General features: G+C 37.8%; 16 protein-coding genes. 10 read left to right on the top strand and 6 right to left on the bottom strand.

What is annotated here, in order from left to right; translation table 11 throughout:
- Window positions 1-25: 25 nt before the first annotated feature.
- Window positions 26-460 (bottom strand): winged helix-turn-helix transcriptional regulator, encoded by a 435-nt coding sequence (locus BUC16_RS05880; protein ID WP_073369496.1) that lies wholly within the window; start codon window positions 458-460, stop codon window positions 26-28.
- A 99-nt stretch (window positions 461-559) separates the two neighbouring features.
- Here BUC16_RS05880 and BUC16_RS05875 point away from each other — a divergent pair, with 99 nt between their 5' ends.
- The 3 genes from BUC16_RS05875 to BUC16_RS05865 all read left to right on the top strand — a co-directional run bounded on the left by BUC16_RS05875 (window position 560) and on the right by BUC16_RS05865 (window position 4415).
- The gene (locus BUC16_RS05875; protein WP_073368840.1) at window positions 560-1324 is read left to right on the top strand and encodes an SDR family oxidoreductase; all 765 of its coding nucleotides are present in this window, start codon (window positions 560-562) and stop codon (window positions 1322-1324) included.
- Window positions 1325-1349: 25 nt separating this feature from the next.
- Window positions 1350-2354, top strand: a complete 1005-nt coding sequence (locus BUC16_RS05870; protein WP_073368838.1) for an NADP-dependent oxidoreductase — start codon at window positions 1350-1352, stop codon at window positions 2352-2354.
- 150 nt (window positions 2355-2504) lie between these two features.
- A complete protein-coding gene (locus BUC16_RS05865) occupies window positions 2505-4415 on the top strand; it encodes an SPFH domain-containing protein (RefSeq protein ID WP_073368836.1) in 1911 nt (636 codons plus the stop codon).
- 64 nt (window positions 4416-4479) lie between these two features.
- Here BUC16_RS05865 and BUC16_RS05860 read toward each other — a convergent pair whose 3' ends face one another.
- Entirely contained in the window at window positions 4480-5604 is a 1125-nt protein-coding gene (locus tag BUC16_RS05860) for a cysteine desulfurase family protein (protein ID WP_073368834.1), read from the bottom strand.
- Between the two features lie 224 nt (window positions 5605-5828).
- On the opposite strand from BUC16_RS05860, the gene BUC16_RS05855 reads away from it, so the two are divergent.
- Window positions 5829-6797: a hypothetical protein gene (locus BUC16_RS05855; protein ID WP_141226091.1), complete on the top strand. Its 969-nt coding sequence runs from the start codon at window positions 5829-5831 to the stop codon at window positions 6795-6797.
- Between the two features lie 113 nt (window positions 6798-6910).
- Here the strand turns inward: BUC16_RS05855 and BUC16_RS05850 are convergent, their stop codons facing one another.
- Entirely contained in the window at window positions 6911-7462 is a 552-nt protein-coding gene (locus BUC16_RS05850) for a DUF8465 domain-containing protein (protein WP_073368830.1), read from the bottom strand.
- Between the two features lie 447 nt (window positions 7463-7909).
- Between BUC16_RS05850 and BUC16_RS05840 the strand changes: the two genes are divergently transcribed.
- Both BUC16_RS05840 and cysM read left to right on the top strand, forming a co-directional pair.
- A complete protein-coding gene (locus BUC16_RS05840; RefSeq protein WP_073368826.1) occupies window positions 7910-8701 on the top strand; it encodes a serine O-acetyltransferase in 792 nt (263 codons plus the stop codon).
- Window position 8702: 1 nt separating this feature from the next.
- Window positions 8703-9590, top strand: coding sequence for a cysteine synthase CysM (gene cysM / locus BUC16_RS05835; protein ID WP_073368824.1), 888 nt, complete (start codon window positions 8703-8705; stop codon window positions 9588-9590).
- 147 nt (window positions 9591-9737) lie between these two features.
- Here the strand turns inward: cysM and BUC16_RS05830 are convergent, their stop codons facing one another.
- A complete protein-coding gene (locus BUC16_RS05830) occupies window positions 9738-10148 on the bottom strand; it encodes an OsmC family protein (protein ID WP_073368822.1) in 411 nt (136 codons plus the stop codon).
- Window positions 10149-10346: 198 nt separating this feature from the next.
- On the opposite strand from BUC16_RS05830, the gene BUC16_RS05825 reads away from it, so the two are divergent.
- From BUC16_RS05825 to BUC16_RS05810, 4 genes are all read left to right on the top strand, one after another.
- Window positions 10347-10991 (top strand): SGNH/GDSL hydrolase family protein, encoded by a 645-nt coding sequence (locus BUC16_RS05825; RefSeq protein ID WP_073368820.1) that lies wholly within the window; start codon window positions 10347-10349, stop codon window positions 10989-10991.
- Window positions 10992-11162: 171 nt separating this feature from the next.
- Window positions 11163-11648 carry a hypothetical protein gene (locus BUC16_RS05820; RefSeq protein WP_141226090.1) on the top strand — a complete coding sequence of 162 codons (486 nt, stop codon included), beginning with the start codon at window positions 11163-11165 and terminating at the stop codon, window positions 11646-11648.
- An 85-nt stretch (window positions 11649-11733) separates the two neighbouring features.
- Entirely contained in the window at window positions 11734-12720 is a 987-nt protein-coding gene (locus BUC16_RS05815) for an aldo/keto reductase (protein WP_073368817.1), read from the top strand.
- Between the two features lie 224 nt (window positions 12721-12944).
- Window positions 12945-13385, top strand: a complete 441-nt coding sequence (locus BUC16_RS05810) for a hypothetical protein (RefSeq protein WP_073368815.1) — start codon at window positions 12945-12947, stop codon at window positions 13383-13385.
- Window positions 13386-13464: 79 nt separating this feature from the next.
- Here BUC16_RS05810 and yidC read toward each other — a convergent pair whose 3' ends face one another.
- Both yidC and pyrG read right to left on the bottom strand, forming a co-directional pair.
- On the bottom strand, window positions 13465-15372 hold the full coding sequence (yidC, locus tag BUC16_RS05805; RefSeq protein WP_073368813.1) for a membrane protein insertase YidC: 1908 nt from the start codon (window positions 15370-15372) through the stop codon (window positions 13465-13467).
- Between the two features lie 95 nt (window positions 15373-15467).
- Window positions 15468-17081, bottom strand: coding sequence for a CTP synthase (gene pyrG, locus BUC16_RS05800; protein WP_073368811.1), 1614 nt, complete (start codon window positions 17079-17081; stop codon window positions 15468-15470).
- Window positions 17082-17310: the final 229 nt, after the last annotated feature.

The raw sequence follows: 17310 nt of genomic DNA, 5'->3' as shown, positions 1-17310 counted from the left end.
AGCCTAAACCCACCATATTGCCAAACTAGCTGTTGCCTTTTTTCTCGGTCATTTTGCTTTTCAATTCTTTCGTAACCAGTTTTACAAATTTGTCCTTGTCGTTCTTTGCTTCTTTGATTGTCGCTTTTAACTCGGCTGGCATTTCATAATATTTGTCCGACCAAATGTAAACTTCCATAATTATGGGCAATAAGTCAATCCCTTTTGGCGTCAGTCTGTACAAAATTTTTGCTTTGCTGTCGGGGTGTACAGATTTTTCTATTATTCCATTTTCTTCAAGTCCCTTCAGTCTTGATGCTAAAATGTTCGTTGCAATTCCTTCAGCTGATTTTAAAAAGTCGTTGTAGGTTGATTTTTGAAAAAACATTAAGTCCCTAATGATAAGCAATGACCACTTGTCGCCAAATACGTCAAGCGAACAACTCAATGGGCAGTCTGACCTTTTTTTATTTGCTTCCATAAAATATTTTAAAATTAACTTGCATTTTGAAAGTTGTTTGTATATTTGCACTTGCAATTTGCAAGCAAATATAATTACTTTAATTAAAAAAAATAGAATATGGAATTAAAAAATAAAACAGTCTTAATTACAGGCGGTACTGCTGGTATAGGATTAGAAGCCGTAAACCAATTTCTAAATGAAGGTTCAAAAGTCATTATTACCGGTAGAGACCAAATAAAATTGGATAAAATCAAACAAAAACATCCTATGATAATTGCCATAAAAAGTGATGTTGCAATTGAAGAGGATGCTATTTCACTTTTTCAACAAATTGAAAGATTGGGAGGAATTGACATTTTATACAATAATGCTGGTGTATTAAAATTGTCATCAAATTTGGGAATAAAAAGCGACAGTCATTTAACAGATGCCGAATATGAAATGAATGTTAATTATTTTGGTGTCATTCGTTTAAATAATCTTTTTATTGAGATGTTGAAATCAAAAAAAGAAAGTGCTATTATCAATACAACTTCATTGCTTGCATACGTTCCTTCGGTAAATGAAGCAACTTATTCTGCATCTAAAGTGGCTCTTCGTTTTTATACCGAAACACTTAGAAAACACTTGGAAGTTATGCAAAATAATGTCAAAGTATTTGAGCTTTTGCCTCCTGTAGTGAAAACTGAAATGACAGCAACAAGAAATGATAAAAAATTGACACCCGAAAAACTTGTAAAAGCACTTATTGTTGGTCTGAAAAAAAATCAATTTACCATCAGGGTTGGCGATACAAAACTGCTTTATATTGTCAATAGATTGTGGCCCAAAGTTGCTTTTGGCATTGTAAATTCTAAAGAAAGTTTAAAACAATTACTTTGATCCAATTTCAAAAAACAAATAAAAGATGAAAGCATTTATAGTAAAGAGCTACGGCAAAAAAGAAAAATTGCATTTAACGGATTGGGCTGAACCCACTTTAAAAGAAAATGATGTTTTGGTGCAAGTTTATGCTGCGGGTGTCAACTCGCTGGATTCACTTATTAGAAATGGCGATTTCAAACTGTTTTTACCCTACAAGCCACCATTTGTAAATGGTCACGATGTGGCTGGTGTCGTTACCAAAGTAGGTCCAAAAGTTAGCAAATTCAAAATTGGCGATGAAGTATATTCTCGTCCATCAGATTATAGAGTTGGTACTTTTGCCGAATTCATTTCTATTGATGAAAATGACGTGGCGTTAAAACCAAAAAATCTATCAATGGAAGAAGCTGCTTCCATCCCGTTGGTTGGTTTAACTTCTTGGCAGGCACTTGTCGAAATTGCGAATGTAAAAAAAGGTCAAAAGGTTTTTATTCAAGCAGGTTCGGGTGGTGTTGGCACATTCGCTATTCAGTTGGCAAAATATTTAGGAGCTTTTGTTGCTACAACTACAAGTACAAAAAATATTGATTTAGTAAAAAGTCTTGGTGCTGACCTTATTATTGATTACAAAACCGAAGATTTTGAAACCAAATTAAAAGAGTATGATTTGGTGTTGCACAGCAATAAAGACACAAAAATACTTGAAAAATCTTTACGCATATTAAAATCAGGTGGACAACTTATATCATTAGTCGGTCCACCTACACCTGAGTTCGCAACTGCAATTGGTTTGCCTTGGTATTTAAAATTAGTTACGAAATTGATTAGTTTAGGCACCAAGAAAAAAGCAAAGAAGCTTAGTACAAATTTCGTGTTCTTGTTTATGAGAGCAGAAGGCAAACAATTAGGTGAAATCACAAAACTGATTGAAGCTGGTGTCATTAAACCTGTCATTGATAACGTGTTTCCGTTTGAGCAAACAAATGAAGCATTGTCTTACGTTGAAACAGGCCGTTCAAGAGGAAAAGTTGTTGTCAAAGTCAAGTAGTTTGTCTGCGCAGAGGTTCGGTTAAGTTACTGATGATTTTTTTATCAAACAGCAATCATTAGTAAGATTATTCAAACGTTAAATTATTTATTTTTTGTAGTAAAATTCAAAAAAAATTCTATTTTTGATATGTAATTTAATATTAAAAATATGACAACTCTTATTGATTTTTGGTGGTTACTATTATTGCTTTTGTGTTTGGTTCTTTACAAATTTGTTTTGCGTGTTTTCTTTGGAATGGTAATCGTTCCGGAAGACAGAATTGGTTTGGTAACCAAAAAATTCGTGCTCTTTGGAGCCGAAAAATCATTGCCGGACGGCAGAATTATTGCCACCAAAGGCGAAGCAGGTTTTCAGGCAAAAACATTGGCTCCAGGATTGTATTGGGGAATGTGGCCATGGCAATATGCCGTAAACATGACTCCATTTACCATTATCCCGGAAGGAAATATCGGATTGCTGTTGAGTAAAGACGGTGCCGAAATTCCAACGGGTCGAATTCTGGCCCAAAAAGTAAGCTCCGACAATTTTCAGGATGCCACTTTATTTTTGGACAACGGCGGACAAAAAGGACGCCAGTCGGCATTTATAACAACTGGCTCCTATCGTATCAATACTTTTCTGTTTGAAGTAGTGGTGACTCCACAAATCGTGATTTCCGAAAACATGGTTGGAATCGTGACGGCGATGGATGGCGAACCTATTCCTATTGGACAAATTGCCGGTAAATTCGTGGACAACCACAACAACTTTCAGGATTTTGACCAGTTTTTGAAAAACGGTGGAAATCGTGGATTGCAACCCCAAGTGATGCTTGCCGGTTCCTATTACATCAATTCTTGGGCGATTCAAATTGAGCAAACTCCAATGACCGATGTGCCAATTGGATATGTTGGCGTCGTGATTTCCTATATTGGCGAGGACGGAAAAGACGTGACTGGCGATACTTTCAAACACGGAAATATTGTTTCGAAAGGACAACGCGGAGTATGGATGGAACCTTTTGGTCCAGGAAAATATGCACTTAACAAATACACAACCAAACTGGAAGCCGTTCCTACAACCAACCTGGTTTTGAACTGGGCCGATGCCAGAAGTGAATCCCATAACTTGGATCAAAACCTTTCCACGATAACGGTTCGCTCCAAAGATGGTTTCCCTTTCAATCTGGATGTATCCCAAATTATCCACGTTCCTGCCAATGAAGCGCCAAAAGTAATTGCCCGTTTTGGAAGCATGAACAACTTGGTTTCCCAAGTTTTGGAACCAACCATTGGAAATTATTTTAGAAACTCGGCTCAAGAAAGTGACGTAATTTCGTTTCTTTCGACCAGAAAAGAACGTCAAGAATCTGCCAAAAACCACATTAAAGTAGTTTTGGATGAATACAATGTCAATGCCGTCGACACCTTGATTGGAGACATCGTTCCTCCAGAATCATTGATGAAAACCTTGACCGACAGAAAAATTGCCGAGGAAGAGCAAAAAACGTATCAAACCCAAAGAATGGCGCAAGAACAACGCCAAGGTGTGGAAAAAGAAACCGCCATTGCCGATATGCAAAAAGAAATCGTGAAAGCCTCGCAAAGTGTGGAAATCGCCCAAAGAACTGCCGATGCCACCGTTAAAAAAGCCGAAGGAGATGCCACGAGTTTGAAACTAAACGTAAATGCCGAAGCGGAAGCCACTAAAATGCGTGCCAATGCCGAAGCGGAGGCCACAAAAGCAAGAGCTGGAGCACAAGCCGAAGCCACAAAATTGACCGCCAGCGCAGAAGCTGAAAGAATCTCGAAAACCGGTTTGGCCGAAGCGGAAAAAATCAAGGCGATTGGTCAATCGACTGCCGAAGCTTATCAATTGCAGGTTTCCGCAATGGGTGGCGATAATTTTACCAAATACAAAATCACGGAAGAGATTGGAAAAGGCAAAATCAAGGTGATTCCAGATGTGTTAATTTCCGGAAATTCCGGTTCCGATGGAGGAATTAGTGGACTTTTGGGCATGAAATTAATGGAAATGATGGATGCCAAAAACGAAAAAGAAGAACCTAAAACCAAATAAACCCAATTTAAATTACCAAAAAAAAATCCGCTTTCGGCGGATTTTTTGTTTTTCATATTATTGTTTACATACTTTTCAAAGCTTCAATCAACAAATCGACATCTTCTTTTGAATTGTAATGACTGAAGGAGATGCGCAAACTGGGTTTCTTTAAATCTTCGTTCGAAAGCATTTCTGCCAAAACGTGCGAAGGTCTCGTACTTCCACTTTGACAGGCACTGCCTCGGGAAACGGCAATTCCTTTCATGTCGAGATGAAACAAAATCATTGCGGTTTTATCATCGGAAAAAGGCAGTCGAATGTTTAAAAGCGTGTAAAACCCCTCTTGTATTCCGTTGATTTCAAAAGCAGGAAACTCTATTTCAAGTTGGCTGATTGCATATTTTTTTAATTCGGCTATATGATTTCTTTCTACTTCCAGATTCGCATAGGACAGTTCCAAAGCTTTGGCCATTCCCGCAATTTGATGAATCGCTTCGGTTCCGGGACGCAAACCTTTTTCTTGATCGCCACCAAAAAACAAGGGTTGCAATCCCGAGTTTTTCTTCACATAAGCAAAACCGACCCCTTTTGGTCCGTGGAATTTGTGTGCACTGGCCGTGATAAAATTAACAGGTAAATGCTGCAAATCGATTCTGGCTTTCCCGACTGATTGAACCGTATCAGAATGAAAAAGTGCATTGTGTTGTTCGCAAATTCGTCCTACTTTGTCTAAATTTAAAATAGTTCCAATTTCGTTATTGACGTGTATCAAGCTGACCAAAGTTTTGGTTTCTTGCGAAAGCAAATCCACTAAATCAGTAATGTCAATTTCACCATTGGGCTTCACCGCCACATAATCCACTTGAATATCGTATTCCCTTTGCAAGGCCTGAACGGCGTATAAAACAGCGTGATGTTCTATTTTGCTGGTAATGATTCGCTTTACTTTCAAATCCTTGACCGCTGAGCGAAGTATCCAGTTATTGGCTTCGGTACCACAAGAAGTGAAAATAATTTCTTGAGTCGAAGTATTCAACTGCTTGGCGATGGACTTTCGGGAAAGCTCCAAAATGCTTTTGGCATTACGCCCAAAACTATGCGTTGACGATGGATTTCCGTAATCTTCGGCCAAAACTTTGGACATTTCCTGAACGACTTCAGGGCGAAGTTGCGTGGTGGATGCATTATCGAGATATACTTTTTTCATATATGCAAAAGTAGTTTTTTAGCGGTCATATATGGTATCGCTTTATTTTTTTGGTGTTTATCTCACAACTTTTATTTTCATCGGAGTTCGATGATTATACAATTGCTTCCGCAAACGATTTGTTAATGGCGATTTCATTGGAACAAAGTTATGAAATATCAATTGGCAATTCTCTACTCTCAATTGTCAATTTTTCACTATTTTTGACCCAAATATTTTATACGATGAAAAGAGTTGTCAGTTTGTTGATTTTTGTTTTATTTTTAAACGGTTGTGATGATGGTGATTTAACAATGGAAACCATTGATTTTGAAGATGCCGCAACCCAAAGTTGCACTACCAACAACCTCATCTTTAAACTAAAAGAAAAAGAATCTTTACTGCTTGAAATTCCAGAGACTTCATTTGTAAATGACCCTACTGTTCCTGGAAGTCCAACCCTGATTGATATTGACAATTCAACTAATCGGGTCGTGTACCGTTTTTATAACGGGATAGTTTCTGCAGACAACATCTGCAACACCATTCCACCTGCATTGCCAGCCGTGACGGATCAATGGACTGGAATATCTGGTAAAATACAAATAATCACGACAGCCGTAAAATCGACAAATACAGCCGACAACAGTACCCGAATCACGGGTTACAACCACAATATTGTTTTCAAGAACATCACTTTCGCAAAAACCGATGGAACACAGGTGTATGAAACATTTCCTTTTGGAGATTATGTTACCCCATCTTTGCCATTGCCTTTTGGTTTTGACCAAACACTGGAACAATGTCCAACATCAAAACAACTTTACAATTACGTTAGCAGCGAAGCATTGACCATAGACAACATTGACCCAAGTTTGATTGTAAACGTGGAAACGCCTTTAAACACACCAAGAACAGGATTAATTGGCAACCTTAGAAACATACTTACTTATCGTTTGTATTCCAATGGGGTTCTTACTCCCGGATACTTTTGTGGAACATCGGTTCCGATTCTTCCAGCAGTAAAAGAAGAATGGCGTGGCGTGGAAGGTGTTGCTGGAACTAGTGGAATTATAGAAGTTACAACAATAAAAAATGGTACGACAGCCTACAAACACACCATCGTTATCAAAAAAGCCACTCTAAAGAAAGGCAACAGCGATTTCAGTCTTGGCGACAATTACATCTATGGCGAGTTGACGACAACCAACTAAAATTTAATCGCAAATTCCAACTATATTTTACCGCAAATTAAACTTCCAAACGAAGATTAATTTGCGGTTTATTTTTTGCTTTCAGGTTTTAATTATCAACTTGAAAAAACAAATTATTTGTTGTTTTGTTTGATAAAAACTTCAGTGGCACCCAATCCATATTTTTGATAATTGGCATCTTGGAAAACAATATTATCATACCTGCCCAACAAAAAATCCAGTTCCGATTTTAGTATTCCTTCGCCAACTCCGTGTATGAAAACAATCTTCGGAATGCGATTTCTTATGGCAAATTCAATGTGTCTTTTTGCCGTTTCCGACTGCAAAGTCAAGATGTCATAATTGGACATTCCGCGCTTGTTGGGGACCAATTTTTCAATGTGCAAATCAAATTCGGGAGCTGAAATTTCGTGCTTGTCTTTGCGTTCTTTGACAAAACTTCTCGGTTTTGGAATTTCTTTCTCCTTGGCAATCTCACTTACATTAATTCTTCCGACAGCATTCTTTAAATCACTGGAATCGTTTATTTTAATCAACTCTTTGACAAAAAATGTCATCATAAAACCATCCTCGGTTTCGATGGTAACCTCCTTATCTTTCACCGAAACCACCACTCCATTTATAGCTTCATCCAGAACTGAAACTTTATCTCCTTTATTGAACATTTCCTTCTACTTTATTTGGGTTAACTTTTATCATTTTACAATCCGTTTCCAAAAGTAAGGAACTTTAAAACAACATCATTTGTTATTGAAAAAGTTTCTTCAAAATTTGCAATGAAACCAAAATCAAAACCATCGGATGGAAGAAAACAGGATTTGGCGTTGAAAGAAAAACAAGGACTTTCACTTTCGTTTTTAAAATTAAAATTTTCAAAAAAACAGTCGAATCAATTTCAGAAATCGAAACTGAAACCCTGCTCGACAAAATGAAAAAATCGCCATAAAAAAGTCTGCAAAATAATCTCTTGAACACCATTTCAGAATCCATCATAAGTTATAAAACCAACAAAGATTCTTGCAAAGCTTTCGAATTTATTTCCTTAATTATTGCTTCAATTTCTAAAAACGCCTTACTTTTACGACTTGTACTAACAATTCAACTCTACTATCGTGACAAAAGAACTTATCATAAAAAATATTGCAGCGTTAAAGAGCCATTTTGTTATCAATTACGGCATCAAAACCAAGGTGGAATACTTCACCGAGAAGCTCTTCTATACCCTATTTGACGCCAATGCGCCTTTAGATCAAAGCATCGATGAACTTGAAAAATCATTCAAGGAAATTGCAAAAATTGCCTGCAAAAAACCCGAAGGAATATGCGAGGGCATTTGGGAACAATTTCTGGAAAGACTGCCTTCTGTCCTTGAAAATTTGAATCAGGATGCTGCCTATATTTTAGAAAACGATCCCGCTTCCAACAGTATTGAAGAAGTATATTTGGGTTATCCCGGATTTTACGCCATTGCCATTTACAGACTGAGTCATGAATTGTACTTGTTGGATATGCTGCTTTTCTCCCGATTAATGAGTGAATACGCCCATAAAATCACGGGAACCGACATTCACGCCGGTGCGACGATTGCGTCACCATTTTTTATAGACCACGCCACCGGAATTGTTATTGGAGAAACATCCGTAATCGAGAAACATGTAAAATTGTACCAAGGGGTAACTTTGGGCGCATTGAGCGTTAGCAAAGATATGAAAAACTCCAAAAGACATCCAACGGTTGAGAAAAATGTTTGCATTTATGCCAATGCCACTATTTTGGGCGGAGAAACCACCATCGGAAAAGACAGCATTATTGGCGGAAATACCTGGATTACAAAATCCATTCCGGCAAAATCCATCGTGACCAATACCACCATCACAGAAGTAAAAATTAAAGAGTTAAAATAACATGCAATTTAAAAAATTATTGGATTTGATTGGCAATACGCCTTTGGTGGAAACCGTCAATTTGGTCAAAAACAAAAACGTCAAACTTTTACTGAAACTGGAGGGAGACAATCCCGGAGGAAGCGTAAAAGACCGTGCCGCCTACAACATGATTGCCTCGGCAATCGAAAGAGGGGACATCAAAAAAGGAGACAAACTTATTGAAGCCACCAGCGGAAATACCGGAATTGCATTGGCAATGATTGCCCAATTGTTCAATGTGGAAATCGAACTCGTGCTTCCGGAAGATTCAACCAAAGAACGCACCCAAACGATGCTGGCTTATGGAGCAACCGTTATTTTAACACCGGCAAGTGAGGGAATTATTGGTTCCAGGGATTATGCCGACAAAAAAGTGGCCGAAGGCGGTTATGTCATGCTGAACCAGTTTGCCAACGACGACAACTGGAAAGCACATTACAAAACCACGGGCCCTGAAATCTGGAATGATACCGAAGGAACCGTTACCCATTTTGTTTCGGCAATGGGAACCACGGGCACCATCATTGGAACTTCCACTTACTTGAAAGAAAAAAATCCAGCCATCCAGATTATTGGGGCGCAACCCAGTGACGGCTCCCAAATTCCGGGAATCCGTAAATGGCCACAAGAATACTTACCCAAAATATTTGATGCTTCAAAAGTAGATGTCATTATGGAAGTTTCCGAAAAAGAAGCGCGCGAAATGACCAAACGATTGGCCAAAGAAGAAGGCGTTTTTGCAGGAATGAGCAGTGGCGGTTCAGTTGCCGTTGCGGTAAAACTGGCCGAACAAATTGAATCTGGAGTGATTGTCGCCATTATTTGCGACCGAGGCGATCGCTATTTATCTTCGGATTTGTTTGATTAATACCGGAACTTCAATGGGACGCGGATAAAGCGGACACAACGGATTTACACAGATTTTTTATTAAAAAGGGCATAACCCCTCGATTCAAAACATAAAAAGGCTCGATTGCATACCAATCGAGCCTTTTTTATTGAAAATAAATCAAATTTAAGCCAAACTGGCTTCGGTAGAAATTTCCGTGTCAAATAATTTTGATATAGGGCAATTTTCCTCTGCTTTACTGACCAATTCTTGAAAAGTTTCGTTGGAAATCCCTTTAATTTTGGCACTTACGGTTAGGTGTGAACTTACGATTCTTCCTTCGAGCAGGTTAATATCGCATTTAGTTTCGATACTTTCAATCTCGAAACCGCCCTCGGTGATGTAGGCTGAAAGTTGCATGGTGAAACATCCAGAATGTGCCGCAGCAACCAATTCTTCCGGATTAGTACCAATTCCCTCTTCAAAACGGGATTTGAATGAATATTGCGTGTTTTGCAATATTCCACTTTGGGTAGTCAAGTGGCCGGCTCCTTCTTTAAGCGAACCTTTCCAAACTGCGGTAGCATTTCTTTTCATGTATCTAAAATTTTAATGTTCACCCAAATTTAACGATTTAAAAGTCAATATTTTATCCCATTTCATTTTTTAACTAAATTTTTAATTGGCTTCAACCAATGCTTTTCAGCATCACAATTAATAGGTAATACTGGACGAAATCCTTATTTTTGTTCACTGTCCATTGGCAGTTTCTAAAATACAAAGTCCTTTAATGATATGGCAAACAAATTACAAATGCAGGACTGGCCCTATTTAAAAAAATATCAAAAAGAGAACGCGGCTCTTGAAGTATTGGATTCTGGACAAAAAAGAATCGTGTTTATGGGGGATTCCATAACCGAGTTCTGGTCTGCACTTTGTCCCGATTTTTTTGCCGGAAAACCATACACTAACCGAGGCATTAGCGGACAAACCACGCCACAAATGCTAATTCGCTTCAGGGCCGACGTGATTGCCTTAAAACCCACGATTGTGGTCTTGTTGGCTGGCGCCAATGACATTGCAGGAAACACGGGACCTTCGACATTGGAAATGATACTGGACAACATTATTTCGATGGCGGAACTCGCCAAAGCCAACCAAATCAAAATGATTCTATGCTCGCTGTTGCCTGCATCTGATTTCCCTTGGAAAACGGGTTCTTTTCCCGCCGAAAAGATGGAGACATTCAATACAATGCTGCAACAATATGCCTATGCGAATGAGATTCTCTATCTCGATTATTATGCAGCCATGGTGGATGAAAGAAAAGGATTGAAAGCTGCTTATGCCGATGATGGAGTGCATCCCAATAAAGCAGGATATGAAGTCATGGCGCCGCTTGTGGAAAAAGCGATAGCGAAACTGCTATTATCTAAATAAAAAAGACTTACTATTTCATTTCTACATTAAAGATACTTATGATTACAAAAAATAATTTATATATTACCCAACTAATAAATTTCTAAAATTAAAAGCAACTACTTATTTAATATTATGAACTTAAATAAAAATTTTCAACCAATATAAATTTCACTAAAAAACAAAATGAACATGAAAAAATTAATACTACTGTTACTTTTATTGCAAGGCTCTATAGTTTTTGGACAAATAAAATTTGAGAATAAAAAAATAGCCCTTGTCAACGATATATATTTCAAGACTACAAAGGATAACATTGATTCCTTTATGAAGGAGAAAGGATTCGAAAAAGAAGATGTCGAACAATTAAATGATGGAGAAATAAAAGAAGTATATATTTTTAGTTCTCAAATTGAAAGTATAGAAGTGTACTATACAAAAGCGAACAAGATACAAGGTGTAAGTTGTATTTATGATGGTGTCCCAAATGCTATTTTCATTGAAATGGAGCTTAAAAATAAGGGATACACGGCTAAAATTGTTAAACAGGATTTTGGTGGAGAAACAATAAGCAAGAATGTGTGGAGCAAAACAGGCTCAAAACTTAAATTTATTACTAGTTCAGATGAAAAAGAGAAAATGGGTGTTGTAGCTTTTGGAAACTATGAAGAAGAATGAATGTTTTGTTAAAAATAGAGAATCCATCCAGCAAATTATTCTACTCACCGAAAACATCGAATTATCAAATAAATAATAAAAAAAAATGAACTATAGAAAATTAGGCAAAACCAATTTCAACATCTCCGAAATAGCATTGGGAACTTGGCAAGTGGGCGGAAAATGGGGTTCTCCTTTCAATGACAAAACCGCAGACGAATTAATCAATACCGCCATCGATAGTGGCGTGAATTTCATCGACACTGCCGATGTTTACGAAAATGGATTAAGCGAAACAGCCGTTGGAAGAGTGGTTCGCTCTCGTTCGGAACGTATTTATGTAGCCACAAAATGCGGTCGCCACATCAATCCGCACGTGAATGAGGGTTATCAACCAAAGGTTTTACAAAAATTCGTGGAAGACAGTTTGAAAAGAACCGGACTCGAAACCTTGGATTTAATTCAATTGCATTGCCCTCCAACAGAAGTGTATTACCGTCCCGAAATCTTCGAATTGTTTGACCGTTTGAAAGAACAAGGAAAAATCCAAAACTTGGGTGTCAGCGTCGAAAAAGTGGAAGAAGGACTCAAAGCCATTGAATATCCAAACGTGACTACGGTTCAAATCATTTTCAACCTGTTCCGTCAGCGACCATCCGAATTGTTTTTCAAGGAAGCCCAGAAAAAAGACATCGGCATCATCGCAAGAGTACCTTTGGCCAGCGGACTTTTGACTGGATTATTCGATTCCAAAACCACTTTTGGAGCACAAGACCACCGAAATTTCAACCGAGACGGAGCCGCCTTCGATAAAGGGGAAACGTTCTCGGGAATTAATTATGAACTGGGTTTAAAAGCTGTAGCAGCTTTGAAAGAATTGTTTCCAGAAGCTCCAAATTTGGCACCAATTGCCTTGCAATGGATCCTGGCTTTCAATGAAATAAGTTGTATTATTCCGGGAGCTTCAAAAGCCGCCCACGTTCAATCGAATTTATCGGTTTATGATTTGCCGAAATTGACCCCTGAAAAAATTGCGGCAATGAATGCCATTTACGAAAAATACATCAAGCCGGAAGTACACCAATTGTGGTAATTACTACCATTTTAGTATAAATACGCTCTACTTACTTATCGTCTATTCGAGTGTTTTATTAAAAAATGCGTCAGCTTTTTTTAATAAAATGTATCGAGAACCTTCTATTATAAGCTTCTCGATACATTTTTAGATGGTAAAGCTGTCGCATTACCATCCAAAATTACTCGAAGTGACGGGGTATTTTTTTATTAAAGTATTGATTTGCTAAAACAAAACTCCCAATGTTCAATAAATCTAATTTCAAGGAATGGTTTGATCGGTATAAATATGCCGAATTGGCCGCTACTAGCGCTGCATTGGCGAGTTCCCAATTTAGCCGGATTTTTGATGGATTAACTACTGCTTATTTAATCACTTTTGCCGAATATTTTGCCTTTTATGGCGTTATCGTGTTTCTAGCTTACAAAAAATTGGTGGCAACCAATAAAGCATTGGACAACAACCCTCCTTTAAAAGAAGTGTTGCTTCTATTGCGAAATTTAATCCTGGAATTTGGTTATCCCGCCATTTTGGATTTCTTCTTCATTCGACCGTTTTGCATGTATTGGATGCCTGTTTTGACAGGGAATTACGTTACTGGAATCATCCTTGGCAAAATTACTGCCGATTCTGTTTTTTACGGTCTCGCCATTGTAAATTACGAATGGATTAAGAGAAAATAATTGTGGAGTTGTGTTTGATTCCCTTTAAATAAAAAATTTTGGCACAAAAAAAACTCCCATTTCTGGGAGTTTTTTTTGACTATTTCTTTTTATTTTTAGCTTTTTCGGCTTCGGCTTGTTCCATCACCTGTTGGAGTTTTTGTTGAAACTTGCCTTGTTTTTTAGGCTCTTTCAATTTGTTCTCCTGGATTTGGGCGTGAATCTTGTCAGGATCAACGATGTAGTTTTTAATCACGTACATAATTCCAATGGTAATCACGTTTGAAATAAGGTTGTACAAACTCAATCCAGCACCATAACTATTGAAGAAAATCAACATCATTACTGGCGAAATGTAAATCATCATTTTCATCATCTTGGCCATATCCGGCATTCCTTCTTGTTGTGGAGCCGCCATTTGTTGGTCACCAGAAGTCATTTTCATATAGAAGAAAATCGCAATGGCTGCCAAAATTGGAAACAAACTAACATGACTTCCGTATAACGGAATATGGAAAGGCAATTTTGCAACCTGGTCAAAAGAAGACAAATCGTCTGCCCAAAGGAAACTTTTTTGTCTCAACTCGAAAGCCGATGGAAAAAATTGGAACGAAGCATACATGAACGGAATCTGGATCAAGGCAGGAATACAACCTGCCATCGGATTCACTCCCGCTTTGTTGTACAACTTCATTGTTTCCTGTTGTTTCTTCATTGGGTCTTTTTTGAATTTTTCTCCCAACTCGGTAATTTCCGGACGCAATACTTTCATCTTGGCTTGCGACAAAAATGATTTGTAAGTGATGGGCGACATTGCAATCTTAATCAAAATCGTGAAAATAATGATTGCAATTCCCAATGTTAATCCCATGGTGGTACTTAAAAACCCGAACAATGGAATGAAAATAAATTTATTGATCCATCCGAAAATTCCCCAACCCAACGGTATTACCTTTTCCAGATTTTTGTCGTATGATTTTAATATTTTATAATCTGACGGTCCAAAATACCAGCTCATTTTATAATCTATTTCACCATTATTGAAAGCCAAAGGAACAGTTGCTTTAAATTGTTTGGTAAAAATGGTATCTTTAGTTTCGTCAACAACCAAATTATTCGATTGTAATTTTGAGGTTTCAAAAGGCTTGTCCGTCAATAAAACAGAAGTAAAAAAGTGTTGTTTGAAAGCAATATAACTCAGTTTCACCGGTGTTTCTTCCTTGTCTTGTCCTTGACCCACATAATCCGTTTTTCCTTCTTCATATTCAAAATGAACTTCGGCGTAACGATTTTCATAAGAAACACTTTTCTCGTTTCTGAATGATTTCAAATTCCATTCCAAGTCCAATGGTTTGGCAGTATTCAAAACTTTGTTCAAACCTTGTGAACGAAGGTCAAAACCAACCATGTATTCGTTTGGTTTCAGGATATATTTGTATTCCAAATATTCATTGGCACCCGCCTTCAATTTCATTGACAGCACTTGGTCTGCTCCCACTTTGGTTAAAGTTGGCTCGAAATACAGGTTTTTGGTATCTAAAGTACGATTATCCGTTGTTTGCAACTGAATGTTCAAATCGGCATTGTTGTCTTTTATCAATTCCACCAATTCTCCTGAACCTTTCTTGAATTTTTCGAAGTTTTTCAAGGCAGCTTCCACAATATAACCTCCTTTATTGGCGATTTTCAACTTTACCACTTCGTTTTCGATGGTCGTAAAATCATTTTTTGCAGATGGAAGAGTCGCGGAATAAGCAAATCCTCCCAAAGTTTTTTGCAATTGAACCAATTGGGTTGAATCGCCAGCCACAATGGCCACAGGAGCTGCAACAGCTTTATTGGCAACAACTTTATTGGCATTTTCTGCTTTGGCAAGTTGCTCTTTTTTGGCTTTTTCAGCAGCAATTGTTGCTTCCGAAGGTTGATTTTGCCACATTATCCAAATCAAGATTCCAAAAATCAACACGAAACCTATAATCGAATTGAGGTCTAATTTTTTTTCTTCCATTTTAATTTTTTTATCCTCTCCCCAAAATGGGTTTTTGATGTGTTACTTTATATTAATTATCGTTAGTCCAATTTTGCTAAAAATTGTTACTTAAATTATTTCTTCTTTGCTTTTACGACTGCTGCCACAAAATTAACGAAAAGTGGATGTGGTGTTTCAACGGTACTTTTGTATTCTGGGTGGTATTGTACTCCAATGTAAAAAGGATGGTCTTCCAATTCCACTATTTCGACCAAACCGGTTTCTGGATTGACTCCCGAAGCTTTCAATCCCGCTTTTTCCAATTCGGCCAAATAATGGCTGTTGAATTCATAACGGTGACGGTGACGCTCGGAAATAGTCGTTTTCCCGTAAATCTTGTAAGCCAAAGTATCTGGTTTGATTTCGCATTTCCAAGCTCCAAGACGCATTGTTCCTCCTTTGTCGGTAACCGTTTTTTGGTCTTCCATCAAATTGACGACAGGATGCTTGGTATCAGGATTCATTTCGGTCGAATTGGCATCGGCATACCCCAAGACATTTCTTGAATATTCGATGGTTGCCATTTGCATCCCCAAACAAATTCCCAAAAATGGAACTTTATTTTCACGGGCGTAATGAATGGCTTCAATCTTCCCTTCGATTCCTCTTTCTCCAAAACCTGGAGCAACAAGAATACCGTCCAGACTTTGCAGTTTTTCTTTAATATTTTCAGTATCTATATATTCCGAATGGATGGAAATCACGTTTACTTTGGTTTCATTGGCTGCACCTGCGTGAATAAATGCTTCCAAAATAGACTTGTAGCAATCCTGCATTTCTACATATTTCCCAATCAAACCGATGTTTACGGTGTTTTTAGGCAATTTTAATCTACGCAAGAAAGTATTCCAGTGTTTTAAATCCGGAGCGGCTTTCTTGGGTAAATCCAATTTTTTCAAGGCAACAACGTCAAGACCTTCTTCCAACATCAAATTGGGCACTTCATAAATCGTCGAGGCATCAATGGATTGAATTACGGCTTCTCTTTTCACGTTGCAAAACAAGGCCAATTTATTGCGAATTTCATCCGAGATTTCGTGTTCGGTTCTACAAACCAAGATATCGGCTTTGATACCGCTTTCCATCAAGGTTTTAACGGAATGCTGTGTTGGTTTTGTTTTTAATTCCCCGGCTGCGGCCAAATAAGGAATCAAGGTCAGGTGGATAACAATGGCATTGCTTTCGCCCAAATCCCAAACCAATTGACGAACCGATTCTATATAAGGCAAAGATTCAATGTCACCGACAGTTCCTCCGATTTCAGTGATCACAATGTCAAAATCGCCGGATTTCCCCAGCAATTGCATTCTTTCCTTGATTTCGTTGGTAATATGAGGCACGACTTGAACCGTTTTCCCAAGGAATTCTCCTCTTCGTTCTTTTTCAATAACCGAAAGATAAATTCTACCCGTGGTAACGTTATTCGCCTGAGAAGTAGGAACGTTCAAGAAACGCTCGTAATGTCCCAAGTCCAAATCCGTTTCTGCTCCATCATCGGTCACGTAACATTCTCCGTGTTCGTAAGGGTTTAATGTCCCGGGATCAACGTTAAGGTACGGGTCAAACTTTTGGATTGTTGTTCTATATCCTCTTCCTTGTAATAATTTTGCCAATGAAGCTGCAATAATTCCCTTCCCTAAAGAAGACGTTACTCCGCCTGTAACAAAAATATATTTTGTTTGATTCATTCTATTGTTATTGTAGTTGTTGTGTATGGTAAATATTCGAGCAAAGCAGTTTTGCAAAAACGATGCAAAAATACAATTATAAATCGAGAAAAAACTAATTTGGAATTGAGATAATTTGGAAATTCTTGGCAACTTTGAAATAGGCTATATCTTTTTGATTGTAAATGATAAACAAAAAAACCTACCCAAGATTTTAAATCCCGAATAGGTCTTTCAACTGACTAATTCA

The organism is Flavobacterium fluvii, from assembly GCF_900129545.1.
Classification (GTDB): Bacteria; Bacteroidota; Bacteroidia; order Flavobacteriales; family Flavobacteriaceae; genus Flavobacterium; species Flavobacterium fluvii.
The sequence above is the reverse complement of the archived record's forward strand: the minus strand, read 5'-3'. Positions and strand labels throughout refer to the sequence as shown.